Below are 13,160 nucleotides of genomic sequence, written 5' to 3'. Positions count from 1 at the left end.
TGGTTGCAGTACGGGGGAAGTGCATCGTCGAACACGGCATCGCCGCAGTTCAAGGGGTATCTGACGCCTTTTTGCTCACAGGTCGTTCACAGAACGCGCAAATCCGTGACAAGCGATTCGGCGATCTGAAGGGCGTTCAGGGCCGCGCCCTTGCGGAGGTTGTCGGCGCAGACGAAGAAGTCGAGCGCGCGCTCGTCGTCGAGGGAGCGCCTGACCCGGCCGACCCAGGCGGGGTCGGTGCCGACGACGTCGGCGGGGGTGGGGAAGTCGCCGGCGGCGGGGTTGTCGCAGAGCACGACCCCTGGTGAGGTGGCCAGGACCTCGTGGGCGCGGCCGACCGGGACGGGGCGCTCGAAGCGCGCGTGCACGGAGACGGAGTGCCCGGTCACGACGGGGACGCGGACGCAGGTGGCGGCGACCCGGAGGCCGGGGAGGCCGAGGACGCGGCGGGTCTCGTCGCGGACGGCCTCCTCCTCGGTGGAGGCCCCGTCGGCGCCGGGGGCGCCCGACCAGGGCAGGACGTTGAGCGCGAGGGGCCCGGGGAAGGGGCCGGTGTTCTCGCCGACGGCGCGTCGTACGTCTCCGGGGCGGGTGCCCAGGTCGCCGTCGGCGGCCACCAGGCCGAGCTGGGCGCGGAGCGCGTCGATGCCCGCCTGTCCGGCGTCGCCGGCGGCCTGCTGGGCGGTGACGACGAGTTCGGCGAGCCCGAACTCGGCGTGCAGGGAGCCCACGGCGACGATCAGCGCGAGGGTGGTGGAGCCGGGGCCGGCGACGATGCCCCGGGGGCGCAGCCGTGCGGCGTGCGCGTTGAGTTCGGGGACGACGAGCGGCACGTCGGGGTCGGCGCGGAAGGCGGCGGAGGTGTCCACGACGACGGCGCCCTTGGAGACGGCGATCGGCGCCCAGTGGGCGGCGACGGTCCCGGGCACGAGGAAGAGGGCCAGGTCGACGCCCTCGAAGGCCTCCTCGCTCAGCGCGAGGATCTCGCACTCCTCCCCCCGGACGGGGGCCTTGCGGCCGGCCGAGCGGGGGGAGGCGAGAAGGCGGATCTCGCCCCAGACGTCCGCGTGGTGCGTGAGCATCTGGAGCATGACCGAGCCGACCGCCCCGGTCGCTCCCACGACCGCGAGCGTCGGCTTCGGGTTCATCGTCCGGTGCCTCCGTAGACGACGGCCTCGTCCGAGTCGCTGTCCAGGCCGAAGGCGGTGTGGACGGCGCGCACGGCCTCGTTGACGTCGTCGGCGCGGGTGACGACCGAGATGCGGATCTCGGAGGTCGAGATGAGCTCGATGTTCACGCCCGCGTCGGACAGCGCCTTGAAGAAGTCGGCGGTGACGCCCGGGTTCGTCTTCATGCCCGCGCCGACCAGGGAGATCTTGCCGATCTGGTCGTCGTAGCGCAGCGAGTCGAAGCCGATCGCGGCCTTCGCCTTCTCCAGCTCGTCGATGGCCTTGCGGCCCTCGGCCTTGGGGAGGGTGAAGGAGATGTCCGTGAGGCCGGTGGAGGCCGCGGACACGTTCTGCACGATCATGTCGATGTTGATCTCGGCGTCCGCGACGGCGCGGAAGATGGCCGCGGCCTCGCCCGGCTTGTCCGGCACGCCGACGACGGTGATCTTCGCCTCGGAGGTGTCGTGGGCGACGCCCGAGATGATGGCCTGCTCCACCTTGGGACCCTTTTCGTTGGAGTGTGGCTCGTTGCTGACCCAGGTGCCCTGCAGCCCCGAGAAGGACGAGCGGACGTGGATCGGGATGTTGTAACGGCGTGCGTACTCGACGCAGCGGTGCAGCAGCACCTTGGAGCCGGAGGCGGCGAGCTCCAGCATGTCCTCGAAGGAGATCCAGTCGATCTTCTTCGCCTTCTTCACGACGCGCGGGTCGGCCGTGAACACGCCGTCGACGTCGGTGTAGATCTCGCAGACCTCGGCGTCGAGCGCCGCGGCGAGCGCGACGGCGGTGGTGTCGGAACCGCCGCGGCCGAGCGTGGTGATGTCCTTCTTGTCCTGGGACACGCCCTGGAAGCCGGCGACGATGGCGATGTTGCCCTCGTCGAGGGCGGTACGGATCCGGCCCGGCGTGACATCGATGATGCGCGCTTTGTTGTGGACCGAGTCGGTGATGACGCCTGCCTGGCTGCCCGTGAACGACTGGGCCTCGTGGCCCAGGTTTTTGATCGCCATGGCCAGCAGGGCCATGGAGATCCGCTCTCCGGCGGTCAGCAGCATGTCGAACTCACGTCCGGCAGGGATCGGGGATACCTGCTCGGCGAGATCGATCAGCTCGTCCGTCGTGTCGCCCATCGCGGAAACCACGACGACCACCTGGTGGCCGTTCTTCTTGGCGTCCACGATCCGCTTGGCGACGCGCTTGATGCCTTCGGCATCGGCAACGGAGGAGCCTCCGTACTTCTGCACGACAAGGCCCACGTGCGCTCCTCGCTCAGTCTGTGCCGCAGCCGGCGCTGCGATCGCCTCAGTCTATCGAGGGACCCGAAAACGCCAGCGTGATATCGAATGATGAGACGCGCTGCTCGCGGAGTGATCACCCACGCCCGTCGGGCGGCCGACGACCGACCGGCCGCCCGACGGCGCGCTGCTTCCTGGGCGACCGGCTCGCGCTGCTTTCCCGAGCCGACCGGCCCGCGCTACTTCCTGAGCGACCGGCTCCGCAGCCCCAGCGGGTTCGCGATCTCCTCCAGCATCACGCGGCCCGCCTCCTCCGCGAGGTCGTCCTCGGTGAGGTCCTCGTCCGTGTCGAGGCCGTCGAGGGCGGCGAGGGGCTGGTCGAGGCGGACGTGGGCGACGAGGGACTGGAGGGCGCGCAGGGTGGCCGAGGCGGTGGGGCCCCAGTTGGAGAAGTACGAGAACTGCCACCACCACAGCGCCTCGCTGGTGCGGCCCGCGCGGTAGTGGGCGAGGCCGTGGCGCAGGTCGGTGACGATGTCGGCGAGGTTGTCGGAGATCCGGGCCGGCACCGGGGCCTTGCGCGGCTCGTACGGGTCGAAGACCTCGGAGAAGACGTCGACCGGCTCCAGCATCACCGCGAACCGCTCGCGCAGGTCGTCGACGTCCGGCTCGGGGCCCGTGTCCGGCTCGTACCGCTCGTCCGGGACGATGTCCTCGTGCGCGCCGAGCCGGCCGCCCGCCAGGAGCAGCTGGGAGATCTCCAGGAGGATGAAGGGCACCGCGCTGTCCGGCTCGTCGCCCTTGGCGACCTCGGTCGTCGCGACGATGAAGCTCTCGATCGAGTCGGCGATCTGGACCGCGAAGTCGTCCGGGTCCTGCGTGACGGAGTGCAGTGTGGGATCAGACATCGAGCAGCCTCCCTGAGAGCGCGCGGCGCGCGCCGGCCCTGTCGTCATACATCTAGCAGCCGCCGCCCCTCGAAGGCACGGCCGAGGGTCACCTCGTCGGCGTACTCCAGGTCGCCGCCGACCGGGAGGCCGCTGGCGAGCCGGGTCACCTTGAGTCCCATGGGCTTGATCATCCGCGCCAGGTACGTCGCGGTGGCCTCGCCCTCCAGGTTCGGGTCGGTCGCGAGGATCAGCTCGGTGACGGTGCCGTCCGCCAGCCGCGCGAGCAGCTCGCGGATGCGCAGGTCGTCCGGGCCGACCCCCTCGATGGGGCTGATCGCGCCGCCGAGGACGTGGTACCGGCCGCGGAACTCGCGCGTCCGCTCGATCGCCACGACGTCCTTGGGCTCCTCGACCACGCAGATGACGGTCAGGTCGCGGCGCGGGTCGCGGCAGATGTTGCACTGCTCCTGCTGCGCCACGTTCCCGCAGACCGCGCAGAACCTGACCTTCTCCTTGACCTCCAGAAGGGCGTGCGCGAGGCGCCGGACGTCCGTGGGCTCCGCCTGGAGGACGTGGAAGGCGATCCGCTGCGCGCTCTTGGGACCGACGCCGGGCAGCCTGCCCAGTTCGTCGATGAGGTCCTGAACCACGCCTTCGTACAACGGAACGCCTCTCTCGGAGTGCTTGATTCTTACGGTAGTGGCTTGAAGCGAGCCTTAGAAGGGGCTCGGAAGGGCGCTCAGAAGCCGAGGCCCGGCATGCCGCCCATGCCCTGGGCGAGCGGGCCGAGCTTGGTCTGCTGGAGCTGCTGCGCGTTGTCGTTGGCGGCCTGCACCGCGGCGACGATCAGGTCGGCCAGCGTCTCGGTGTCCTCGGGGTCGACCGCCTTGGGGTCGATCTCCAGGGCGCGCAGCTCGCCGGCGCCGGTGACGGTCGCCTTGACCAGGCCGCCGCCCGCCTGCCCGTCGACCAGGGTCGCCGCGAGCTCCTGCTGGGCCTTGGCGAGGTCCTGCTGCATCTTCTGGGCCTGCTGGAGAAGCTGCTGCATGTTGGGCTGGCCACCACCGGGAATCACGGTCACTCCTCAGGTTCGATATGTCGGTATGCCGAGCCTACGTGGTCACGGACCGGGACGCCGACGCAACTCTTTCGAGTGAGAAACTGCGGGCTCCTCTACCTGATCAAGACCCTCTTGCGGGCGGAAATCCCGGGATTCCGGGCCCATCGCCCACCATTCGGCGGTAGGAAGGGCAGGCACCACGTGCACCGCACGTCACAGAAGGACACGAGCACTGAGCTGAACAGAGGAGTCCCCCGGTGAGCCAGCAGCCGGAGATGCAGCCACCGGGACCCCCCGGGGGAGACGTCCACCGTGATCTGACCGGTACGCCCTTCCCCCTGGGAGACTGGGGCGAGCCGGCCGAACGGCTCGACGAGCTGTACCGCTGGGTCGAGAACAACGCCCTGCGCACCGCCGAGTGGTACCTCTCCGACCGCGTCCAAAAGCGCCGGGCCGCCCGGATCCTGCGGATCGGCACGGCCGCGGGGGCGATCGTGGGCGCCGCGCTCCCCCTGCTCGACCTGACCGGGGTCGCCGAGGGCACGGCGGGCTGGGGCTATCTGTCGCTGCTGCTCGGCGCCGCCTGCCTGGCCTGCGACCGGTACTTCGGGCTGACGTCCGGCTGGATGAGGGACGTGGCGACGGCGCAGGCCGTGCAGCGCCGGCTGCAGGCGCTCCAGTTCGACTGGGCCTCGGAGAGCGTCCGGGAGGTCCTGGGCCCCACGGAGGGCACGGCGAGCGAGGCGGCCGAGCGCTGTCTCGGCGTGCTGCGCCGCTTCTCGGAGGACGTGACGGAGCTGGTGCGGACGGAGACCGCGGACTGGATGGTCGAGTTCCGCTCGGGCCCGACGCCGCTGGCGCTCCAGTCGGTCGGGGTCGTACCGGCCAGGCCGGAGGCGGCCCATCCGTCCGGCCGTTTCCCGCTGCCGCCGGGCACCCGGCCGAACATGCCACGCCAGCGGCCCCCGGAGGCCCGCTGACCGCAGGCCTCCGGGGCGAGCGCACGACCCTCAGCTCAGCATGATCATCGAACCCTGGGCGAGGCTCCGGGTCGCCGCCGCGTGCAGCCCCAGCCAGACGTGCCGCTCCCGTGCGAAGGGGTGGCCGTCGTACGGCACGGCCGCGGCCGGCTCCTCCAGGGTGGTGGGCCGCTCCGGCGGCTCCGGGGCCGCGGGCGGGTTCGCCGGGTCGATGCCGATCGAGGGCGCCACGAACTCCAGCTCCCGCAGCAGCCCGTACGAGGAGCCGAGCGGGCCGCCGCCTTCGAGGAGCTCGTCGTTGGCGAGCGGCACGGGGAAGTCCACCGGCACGTACGCGCCCGCGTGGTCGTAGTGCCAGACCAGGTGCGACTGCTGGGCGGTCGTCTCGAACATCTCCAGGAGCTGTTCGTAGTCCCCGCCGAGCTCGTCGACGGGCTCGACCGGCAGCCCGCACATCCGGAGCAGATGGGCGCGGCGCAGGAAGTGCAGGGCCGTGTAGTCGAAGCCGGCGACCGGGGCGACGTCGCCGGAGAGCCCCGGCATGTACGCGTAGACGGGCACGGTCGGCAGGCCGGAGGCGCTCAGCACGGCGTCGTAGGCGGCTATCTCTTCGGCCAGGGGATTGTCGGGGCTGTGGCACAGCACGTCGACGAGGGGGACCAGCCACAGGTCACAGGCCAAGGGAGGCTCGCTCTCCGTCAGTTGCAGGGACGGCCAGGGTAGTCGGCCGGGCCGACGACGCCCACCCGCCCGATGACCTGCCCCCGGATGCCCGGCCTCAACCCGAAGGGGTCTCAGCGGGCCCGCGCCTCCAGGCGGTCGGCCCATTCCAGCGAGTGCGCGTTGTAGGCCCGTACGACCTCGACGGCCGCCTCCGAGTCGCCGCGGGTGATCGCGTCGACCAGGTCCACGTGCCCGCTCCACAGCCAGCCGAGGACGTCCCGCTCGGAGCGCAGGTAGGGCACGGAGAAGACCCAGGCCTGGACCCGGAGCCGGTGCAGGAAGTCGGCGATGTAGTCGTTGGCGGAGACGAGGCGGCCCAGCTCGCGCCAGTAGCGGATGTCGTAGCCGATGAGGATGTCGAGGTCCCCGGCGCGGGCGGCGCGGGCGGCGGCCTCGCCCCGGCGGCGTACGGAGACGAGCGCGACGCCGATGCCGAGGTCGGGCTCCGGGGCGGGGGGCGGCGGGGTCGTCGCGGGGGCGTGGCGGCGGAAGATGCCGTCGACGACGAGCATCCGGGCCTCGACCATGCCCCGGTAGTCGTCGATCGAGTACTGGTGGACGCGGAAGCCGCGGTGCTGGTCGGAGTCGAGGAGGCCCTGGGCGCAGAGGTCGACGAGGGCTTCGCGGACGGGCGTCGCGGAGACCCCGTACTGCTCGGCGATCTGCTTGACGGTGAATTCCTCGCCGGGCTGGAGACGGCCCGCGAGCACCTCGTCACGGAGCGCGTCCGCGATCTGCTGTCGCAAGGTGCTGCGCGTGACAGCTCCGCTCGCGGGCATGTGGTCGGTCCCCTCCGTCCGGTTCCGGACACCCTAGTCCAGACGGAGGGGACCTCCCGGTGCTGCGGTTATGCGGTGTGCTCGTCGGCGACCGCGAGGGCCGCGTCCAGGGCCGCCAGGCCCTCCTTGACCTCGGCCTCGGAGACGTTGCAGGCGGGAACGGCGTGGGTGCGGTTCATGTTGATGAAGGGCCACAGGCCGTTCTTCTTCGCCGCCGCGCCGAAGGCGGCCATCGGCGCGTTCGCCTCGCCGGCCGCGTTGTACGGGACGAGCGGCTCGCGGGTCTCCTTGTTCCTGACCAGGTCGAGCGCCCAGAAGACGCCCGTGCCGCGGACCTCGCCGACGGACGGGTGGCGCTCGGCGAGCTCGCGCAGGCCCGGGCCGAGGACGGTCTCGCCGATGTGGGCGGCGTGCTCGACGACCTTCTCGTCGGCCATCACCTGGAGGGTGGCGACGGCGGCGGCGCAGGCCAGCGGGTGACCGGAGTAGGTCAGGCCGCCGGGGTAGGGGCGCTTGTCGAAGGTGGCGGCGATCTCGGCGTTGATGGCGACGCCGCCGAGCGGCACGTAACCCGAGTTCACGCCCTTGGCGAAGGTCATCAGGTCGGGCACGACGTCGAAGTGCTCGGCGGCGAACCACTTGCCGGTGCGGCCGAAGCCGGCCATGACCTCGTCCAGGATGAAGACGATGCCGTACTTGTCGCAGATCTCGCGGACGCCGGCGAGGTAGCCGGGCGGCGGGGTCATGATGCCGGCGGTGCCGGGCACGGTCTCCAGGATGATCGCGGCGATCGTCGCCGGACCCTCGAAGGCGATCGTGTCCTCCAGGTGCTGGAGGGCCCGCGCGCTCTCCTCCGCCTCGGTGGCGGCGTAGAAGGGCGAGCGGTAGAGGAACGGCGCCCAGAAGTGCACGACGCCCGCGGAGGCGGTGTCGGAGGCCCAGCGGCGCGGGTCGCCGGTCAGGTTGATCGCGGTGGAGGTGGCGCCGTGGTACGAGCGGTAGGCGGAGAGCAGCTTCGTGCGGCCGGTGTGCAGCCGGGCCATGCGGACGGCGTTCTCGACGGCCTCGGCGCCGCCGTTGGTGAAGAAGATCTTGTCCAGGTCGCCCGGGGTGCGCTCGGCGATGAGGCGTGCGGCCTCGGAGCGGACGTCCACGGCGAAGGCGGGCGCGAAGGTCGCGAGCTTCCCGGCCTGCTCCTGGATGGCGGCGACGACCTTGGGGTGCTGGTAGCCGATGTTCGTGTAGACGAGGCCGCTGGTGAAGTCGAGGTAGCGGTTGCCGTCGTAGTCCCAGAAGTACGAACCCTCCGCGCCGGCCACGGCGAGCGGGTCGATCAGGCCCTGGGCGGACCAGGAGTGGAAGACGTGCGCGCGGTCGGCGGCCTTGACGGCGGCCCCGGCCTGGGGATCGGGTTCGATGACATGAGGGGTCATGGGGTCGAGGGTAAGGAACCGCAGGTGGGACGGGCCATCACCATCTTGTCCACCGAGACCGTGGCGGACCCGACACGTTGCGGGGTGGGGTGGCGCGGGCACCCTCTAGGCTGCGCGGCATGTACACGCCCGGCCGCAGCGCTGCCACGACGATCACCGGCTGGGGGATGGTCCTCGGCGCCACGGCCGCCGTCGGCGCGTCCCTCTGGGGGGTCTCCCCGTACCCACCGCTCGTGCCCGAGCTGGTGCTCGCCGGTGTCGCCGTGCTCTTCGCCGTGGGCTGGGTCGTGGCCTCGTACCGCGCCGCCGGCCGCGACGACGACCCGTACGACAAGCCGTACCGGGAGACGCGCAGCCCGAACCCCGCCCTGCCCTACCTGTTCGCCTTCGGCATCCCCTTCGCCGCCGTCACGGCCTTCCTGACGGTCTTCACGGGCAGCAGCGACTACGGCCGGGAGACCGAGCGTCTGGAACGCGCCGGGTACGACGAGTACGCGGTCACCGTCGTACGCCTGGCCGACGAGCCCGAGTTCCACGAGGGCGACCAGGACCACGACCCGTACTACCTCACCGACCTCACCCTGCGCATCCCGTACGAGGACGGTCCCCGCGAGGTCACCGTCCCCGCGATGTACACCCGCTACGAGCCGCCCGTGCCCGGCACGGAGGTGGACGTGTACTTCGCGCCCCGCGACCCGGAAGCGCCCGTGGCCGAAAACGCCGAACGCTACGGGTCGCGTGGGATCGTCATGTTCGCCGCAGCGGTCTGGGGCGGGCCGTGGGTCCTGATCGCGGGCGGCATCATGAAGTCCCAGATGGACGAGGACGACCTCCACAAGCTCCGCCGCTTCCGTCCCCGCGTCCACCTGCCCGCGCTCGGCATCCTCCTGGCCGGCGTCGTCCTGCTCCTGCCGATGGCCCTGGAGTTCCAGGTCTCGGGCTTCGACCGGCTGCCCGCCTTCCTCGCGGCCTTCACCCCGCCCCTGGCCCTCACCTGGGTGGCCAGGACGGCCTGATCAACCCGGACCTCCCGCGAACAGCTCCGTCACAGCGCTGCGGAGCAGGAGCGGGTGGACGAAGCGGGCGGGGCCGGAGGGAAGGCAGCGCCAGGAGAGGGGCCAGGTGCGGCCGGCCAGGGCGGGCACCGGGACGTAACTCACCTGGCCGGGTCCCGCGTTGAAGCGGGTCACCCCGCGCGGCCAGGACCTGTGCCCCGTGGTGCCGGGCGGCACGAGGAAGTACACCCCTCGTCGGCCGTTCGCCTCGATGACGACGGGGCCCGGGTCTCCCCCCGTGAGCAGCTCCATCCAGTCGGCCAGCCGGCGCCCTTCGTCGCCGTCCACCCGAACGGCGTCGAATTGCACGCCCGCCTTACGGAGTTGGAATCCGGAAACAGGAATCCAATCCGCCTTCACTTCCCGATCCTCTTCATTCACGAGACCATGTTCGCGCGTCGGCGCCAGCGTTTTCCACGACTGCGGCGGGCGCGTCGACAACCCCTTGACCTGCGTCAACAGGCCCCGTACGCAGTCGAATTCGGCGGGGAGCCGTGGGCGTACTTGGCTGAGTGCGCCCGGAGGAGCAACGTGAACCTTCAGGGACCGGGCGAAGGTCGGTACGCACCGGGAGCGGTATGCGAAGATCCGGGCACAGGCCCTGGATCCGCGCAGGTCGCTGGGCGTCATCGAGGAGTTGGCGGGAGTACGGAGATGAACGAGACCCTGCACTGGTTCAAGTCCAGCCACAGCGACGACGGCGGCAACTGCGTCGAGGTCGCCCTCGGCCGACGGCCGGAAGGCGCCGCCGTCCACCTCCGGGACTCCAAGGTCCAGGACGGCCCCACGTTCGCCGTGGAGCCGTCCTCCTGGAGCTTCTTCCTCGCCTACGCGGCCGGCTGAGCCGCCAGTTCCTTCGCCAGGGACTCCGCCGTCGCGAGGGACTCCGTGCGGGAGGCCTCGTGCAGCGGGACGAGGCCGGCCATCGCCGGGACGAACGGGGCCAGGGTCAGCTCGGGGACGATGAAGGTGACGTCCAGGCCGAAGCCGCCCCCGAGGGCCTGCCGCAGGTAGCTCTCGACGTAGTCGTTGCCGTGCATCGGCGTGCCCTCGCGGTAGGAACCGCCCCGGCTGGCGACGACCACGGCCTTCTTGCCGGCGAGCGAGGGGTGCTCGGTCACCGAGGTGCGGCCCACGAGGAAGACGTGGTCGATCCACGCCTTCAGCGTGGAGGGGATCGTGTAGTTGTACATCGGGGCGCCGATCAGGATCACGTCCGCCCGCTCGGCCTCCTCGATCAGCTCGGCACGCAGGGCGAAGGCCGCGCGCTGCTCGGGCGACTGCTCGGCGGGAGCGGTGCTGCCGGCGTAGTACGCGGCGGCCTCCAGGTGCGGGATCGGTTCCGCCGCGAGGTCGCGGTAGATCACCGTCCCCTCGGGGTGCTCCGCCTCCCAGACCTCGCGGAAGGCGGCGGTGACGGCGCGGGAGTGGGACTTCTCGCCGTCGAAGGACGTGTCGATGTGCAGCAGCGTGGCCATGGGGATCGTCTCCTGAGTCGCAGTGGCTGGTGAGAGAGATCCTTCTTCCTCAACCAAAGTTGAGGTCCAGCCACTGTGACCCGGATCATGCTCAGATCATCAGGATGATCCGGCCCGGCCTGTGTCCCGCCTCCGCCCTGCGGTGCGCCTCCGCGACCTCCTCCAGGGGCATGACATCGGCCACCCGGGTGATCAGCTCCCGGTCCGCCACCTTCCGCAGGCTCTCCCCGAGCCGGATCGCGTCCGGCTTGGCCCGTACGGTCTCGACGCGGATGTCCCGCTCGGCGGTCGGCACCCGGTCGGGGGCGAGCGCGGCGAACGCGCCGCCGTCCTTGACCACCGGGAGCAGCTCGGCGCCGATGAGCGCCCCGTCGAAGACCGCGTCCACCCCGTCCGGGTCGCCCGCGCGCACCTTCGCGACCACGTCCTCCGGGACGCCGCGCGTGACGACGTGGTCCGCGCCGATGACCCTCAGCTCGGGCTCGTCGCCCTCGTGGGCGACGGCCACCACGCGCAGTCCGGCGGCATGGGCGTACTGGACCGCCAGGCGGCCCACCACCGCGCTCGCGCCGGTCACGAGCAGCGTCGCCCCCTCCGGGAGGTCGAGCTTTTCGAGGCCCTGCTGGGCGGTGGCCGAGGCCAGCGGGAGGGAGGCGGCCACGGTGTAGTCCACGTCGTCCGGGATCGGGGCCAGCCACTCCGGGTCGGCCCAGATGATCTCCGCGTACGTGCCGTCGCCCGTCAGCATCTCGAACCACGGCACGAAACCGGCCACGCGGATCCCGGGCGGCATGCCGGGAGCGACGTCGAGCAGCTTGCCCGCGAAGTCCGTCCCCAGGACGAACGGGGGCCTGAGGTCGCCGACCGCGTCGGAGTACCTGCCCGCACGGATCCGCAGATCCGCCTGGTTCACTCCGGCCGCCTTCAGCCGCACCCGCACCCTGCCCGGGACGGCCCCCGCCTCCGGCTCGGGCCGGCGGGCCATTCTGAGGACCTCGGGTCCTCCGTAGGCGGTCACTTCGACGACACGCATCGAGCGCATGGGGTACTCCTCACACGGAAGGCCCCCTCGTGGCCCATTACACCTACGCTCCAGACCCCCGGCAACCCATGCCCGTCCACCCGAGTAGGCCTCCCTGAACGAAGGGCGAAGTCCAGGTGGCGGCCCGCTACCGGGTCTCACCGCAGTGCATCGGACTCCAGGCCGGTGATGAAGCGATTCCGAGAAGTGCTCCGACCCGCGCTGCGCGCACGGACACCTGCCCTGCGCGACGCCGAAGGGGCTGAAGGTCTGCGGAGACGGCTCACTTGCCCGTCTGGCATGCTCTGGCGACGTGGAGTCATTGAACGCGGAAGATCCGGTCAGCGTCGGCCCGTTCCGTCTGATCGGCCGCCTCGGGGTCGGCGGGATGGGCCGGGTGTTCCTGGCGCGCTCGGCCGGCGGGCGGACCGTCGCGGTCAAGGTGGTGCACGCGGAGCTGGCCGCCCAGGACGAGTTCCGGCGCCGCTTCGCCCGCGAGGTCGCCGCCCTGGAACGGGTCGGCGGCACCGGCACCGCGCCCGTCCTCGGCTCGGACACCACCGCCGACTCGCCGTGGGTCGCCATCGGATACGTACCGGGTCCCTCGCTGCGGACCGTCGTCGGCGACGAGTTCGGGCCGCTGCCGCCCGCGACCGTGCGGGCCCTGGCGTCCGGGCTCGCCCGCGCCCTCGACCACATCCACGCCGCCGGACTCGTCCACCGCGACCTCAAGCCGTCCAACGTGCTGCTGACCGTCGACGGGCCGCGGATCATCGACTTCGGCATCGCCCGCGCCGTCGACACCGTCGCCGACGGCGGCAACCTGACCACCACCGGGGCGGTCGTCGGCTCCCCCGGCTTCATGTCGCCCGAGCAGGTCCGCGGCGACCACGTCGGCCCCGCGTCGGACGTCTTCTGCCTCGGGTCCGTGCTCGCGTACGCGGCGACCGGCCGCGCCCCCTTCGGCACGGCGGACAGCGGCGTCCACGCCACCATGTTCCGCATCGCCCACGACGAGCCCGACCTGACGGACCTTCCGCCCGAGCTCTCCGGACTCATCCGGGCCTGCCTCGCCAAGGACCCGGCGGCCCGGCCCACGGCGACCGAGATCGTCGAGACCCTCCCGGTCACCGACCCCTGGCTCCCGGCCGACGTCCTGGCACGGCTCGGCCGGCACGCGGCACAACTGCTCGAAGCGGAGGGGTCCGCCCCCGTGGAGAGCGCCCCGGCCGCCTCCGACACTCCCCCGCCGGCCGGCGCGGCCGGCACCGCGCCCACCGCGCGCGTTCTCCGAGTAGACCTTCACCTCGTAGGGCTTCTTGCCGGCCTCGGCGCAG

The 13,160-nt window shown here is 71.6% G+C and carries 15 protein-coding genes and 1 pseudogene; 5 read left to right on the top strand and 11 right to left on the bottom strand.

Annotation, left to right across the window (positions count from 1 at the left end; all coding sequences use genetic code 11):
* Nucleotides 1-86 precede the first annotated feature (86 nt).
* The 5 genes from ABZ318_RS26845 to ABZ318_RS26825 all read right to left on the bottom strand — a co-directional run bounded on the left by ABZ318_RS26845 (nucleotide 87) and on the right by ABZ318_RS26825 (nucleotide 4,369).
* Nucleotides 87-1,148: an aspartate-semialdehyde dehydrogenase gene (locus ABZ318_RS26845; protein ID WP_356905040.1), complete on the bottom strand. Its 1,062-nt coding sequence runs from the start codon at nucleotides 1,146-1,148 to the stop codon at nucleotides 87-89.
* Nucleotides 1,145-2,425: an aspartate kinase gene (locus ABZ318_RS26840; protein ID WP_356905039.1), complete on the bottom strand. Its 1,281-nt coding sequence runs from the start codon at nucleotides 2,423-2,425 to the stop codon at nucleotides 1,145-1,147. The genes ABZ318_RS26845 and ABZ318_RS26840 overlap by 4 nt, the downstream gene beginning before the upstream one ends.
* Nucleotides 2,426-2,643: 218 nt before the next feature.
* Complete coding sequence (locus ABZ318_RS26835; RefSeq protein WP_356905038.1) at nucleotides 2,644-3,312, bottom strand: DUF5063 domain-containing protein; 669 nt, start codon at nucleotides 3,310-3,312, stop codon at nucleotides 2,644-2,646.
* 44 nt (nucleotides 3,313-3,356) lie between these two features.
* Entirely contained in the window at nucleotides 3,357-3,956 is a 600-nt protein-coding gene (gene recR / locus ABZ318_RS26830; protein ID WP_030747474.1) for a recombination mediator RecR, read from the bottom strand.
* A gap of 77 nt (nucleotides 3,957-4,033) precedes the next feature.
* Nucleotides 4,034-4,369, bottom strand: coding sequence for a YbaB/EbfC family nucleoid-associated protein (locus tag ABZ318_RS26825; RefSeq protein ID WP_356905037.1), 336 nt, complete (start codon nucleotides 4,367-4,369; stop codon nucleotides 4,034-4,036).
* 260 nt (nucleotides 4,370-4,629) lie between these two features.
* Between ABZ318_RS26825 and ABZ318_RS26820 the strand changes: the two genes are divergently transcribed.
* Complete coding sequence (locus tag ABZ318_RS26820; protein WP_356905057.1) at nucleotides 4,630-5,334, top strand: SLATT domain-containing protein; 705 nt, start codon at nucleotides 4,630-4,632, stop codon at nucleotides 5,332-5,334.
* 30 nt (nucleotides 5,335-5,364) lie between these two features.
* Here ABZ318_RS26820 and ABZ318_RS26815 read toward each other — a convergent pair whose 3' ends face one another.
* From ABZ318_RS26815 to ABZ318_RS26805, 3 genes are all read right to left on the bottom strand, one after another.
* Nucleotides 5,365-6,015, bottom strand: a complete 651-nt coding sequence (locus tag ABZ318_RS26815; RefSeq protein WP_356905036.1) for a hypothetical protein — start codon at nucleotides 6,013-6,015, stop codon at nucleotides 5,365-5,367.
* Nucleotides 6,016-6,128: 113 nt separating this feature from the next.
* Nucleotides 6,129-6,836 carry a GntR family transcriptional regulator gene (locus tag ABZ318_RS26810; RefSeq protein WP_356905035.1) on the bottom strand — a complete coding sequence of 236 codons (708 nt, stop codon included), beginning with the start codon at nucleotides 6,834-6,836 and terminating at the stop codon, nucleotides 6,129-6,131.
* A gap of 68 nt (nucleotides 6,837-6,904) precedes the next feature.
* Nucleotides 6,905-8,269 (bottom strand): aspartate aminotransferase family protein, encoded by a 1,365-nt coding sequence (locus ABZ318_RS26805; protein WP_356905034.1) that lies wholly within the window; start codon nucleotides 8,267-8,269, stop codon nucleotides 6,905-6,907.
* 119 nt (nucleotides 8,270-8,388) lie between these two features.
* Between ABZ318_RS26805 and ABZ318_RS26800 the strand changes: the two genes are divergently transcribed.
* Nucleotides 8,389-9,285: a hypothetical protein gene (locus tag ABZ318_RS26800; protein WP_356905033.1), complete on the top strand. Its 897-nt coding sequence runs from the start codon at nucleotides 8,389-8,391 to the stop codon at nucleotides 9,283-9,285.
* On the opposite strand, the gene ABZ318_RS26795 is transcribed toward ABZ318_RS26800, so the two are convergent.
* On the bottom strand, nucleotides 9,286-9,684 hold the full coding sequence (locus tag ABZ318_RS26795) for a hypothetical protein (RefSeq protein WP_356905032.1): 399 nt from the start codon (nucleotides 9,682-9,684) through the stop codon (nucleotides 9,286-9,288).
* A gap of 184 nt (nucleotides 9,685-9,868) precedes the next feature.
* On the opposite strand from ABZ318_RS26795, the pseudogene ABZ318_RS26790 reads away from it, so the two are divergent.
* Together ABZ318_RS26790 and ABZ318_RS26785 are read left to right on the top strand one after the other, a co-directional pair.
* A pseudogene (locus ABZ318_RS26790) lies at nucleotides 9,869-9,982 on the top strand (transcriptional regulator); the annotation flags it as partial.
* A complete protein-coding gene (locus tag ABZ318_RS26785) occupies nucleotides 9,979-10,167 on the top strand; it encodes a DUF397 domain-containing protein (protein ID WP_356905031.1) in 189 nt (62 codons plus the stop codon). The pseudogene ABZ318_RS26790 and the gene ABZ318_RS26785, both read left to right, overlap by 4 nt.
* Here the strand turns inward: ABZ318_RS26785 and ABZ318_RS26780 are convergent.
* A complete protein-coding gene (locus tag ABZ318_RS26780; RefSeq protein WP_356905030.1) occupies nucleotides 10,152-10,802 on the bottom strand; it encodes an NAD(P)H-dependent oxidoreductase in 651 nt (216 codons plus the stop codon). The genes ABZ318_RS26785 and ABZ318_RS26780 overlap by 16 nt on opposite strands.
* Before the next feature lie 91 nt (nucleotides 10,803-10,893).
* Nucleotides 10,894-11,844: an NADP-dependent oxidoreductase gene (locus ABZ318_RS26775; protein ID WP_356905029.1), complete on the bottom strand. Its 951-nt coding sequence runs from the start codon at nucleotides 11,842-11,844 to the stop codon at nucleotides 10,894-10,896.
* Nucleotides 11,845-12,136: 292 nt separating this feature from the next.
* Here ABZ318_RS26775 and ABZ318_RS26770 point away from each other — a divergent pair.
* On the top strand, nucleotides 12,137-13,160 hold a 1,024-nt coding region (locus tag ABZ318_RS26770; RefSeq protein ID WP_356905028.1), incomplete at its 3' end, for a serine/threonine-protein kinase.

Origin of the sequence: Streptomyces sp. NPDC006197 (assembly GCF_040613865.1) — a bacterium.
In the GTDB taxonomy this organism is placed as follows: Bacteria; Actinomycetota; Actinomycetes; order Streptomycetales; family Streptomycetaceae; genus Streptomyces.
The sequence above is the reverse complement of the archived record's forward strand: the minus strand, read 5'-3'. Positions and strand labels throughout refer to the sequence as shown.

Coding starts and splice junctions, on each gene's coding strand:
- ABZ318_RS26845 (WP_356905040.1), bottom strand. CDS start 1,148: ATGAACCCGAAGCCGACGCTCGCGGTCGTGGGAGCGACCGGGGCGGTC.
- ABZ318_RS26835 (WP_356905038.1), bottom strand. CDS start 3,312: ATGTCTGATCCCACACTGCACTCCGTCACGCAGGACCCGGACGACTTC.
- ABZ318_RS26820 (WP_356905057.1), top strand. CDS start 4,630: ATGCAGCCACCGGGACCCCCCGGGGGAGACGTCCACCGTGATCTGACC.
- ABZ318_RS26810 (WP_356905035.1), bottom strand. CDS start 6,836: ATGCCCGCGAGCGGAGCTGTCACGCGCAGCACCTTGCGACAGCAGATC.
- ABZ318_RS26805 (WP_356905034.1), bottom strand. CDS start 8,269: ATGACCCCTCATGTCATCGAACCCGATCCCCAGGCCGGGGCCGCCGTC.
- ABZ318_RS26800 (WP_356905033.1), top strand. CDS start 8,389: ATGTACACGCCCGGCCGCAGCGCTGCCACGACGATCACCGGCTGGGGG.
- ABZ318_RS26785 (WP_356905031.1), top strand. CDS start 9,979: ATGAACGAGACCCTGCACTGGTTCAAGTCCAGCCACAGCGACGACGGC.
- ABZ318_RS26780 (WP_356905030.1), bottom strand. CDS start 10,802: ATGGCCACGCTGCTGCACATCGACACGTCCTTCGACGGCGAGAAGTCC.
- ABZ318_RS26775 (WP_356905029.1), bottom strand. CDS start 11,844: ATGCGCTCGATGCGTGTCGTCGAAGTGACCGCCTACGGAGGACCCGAG.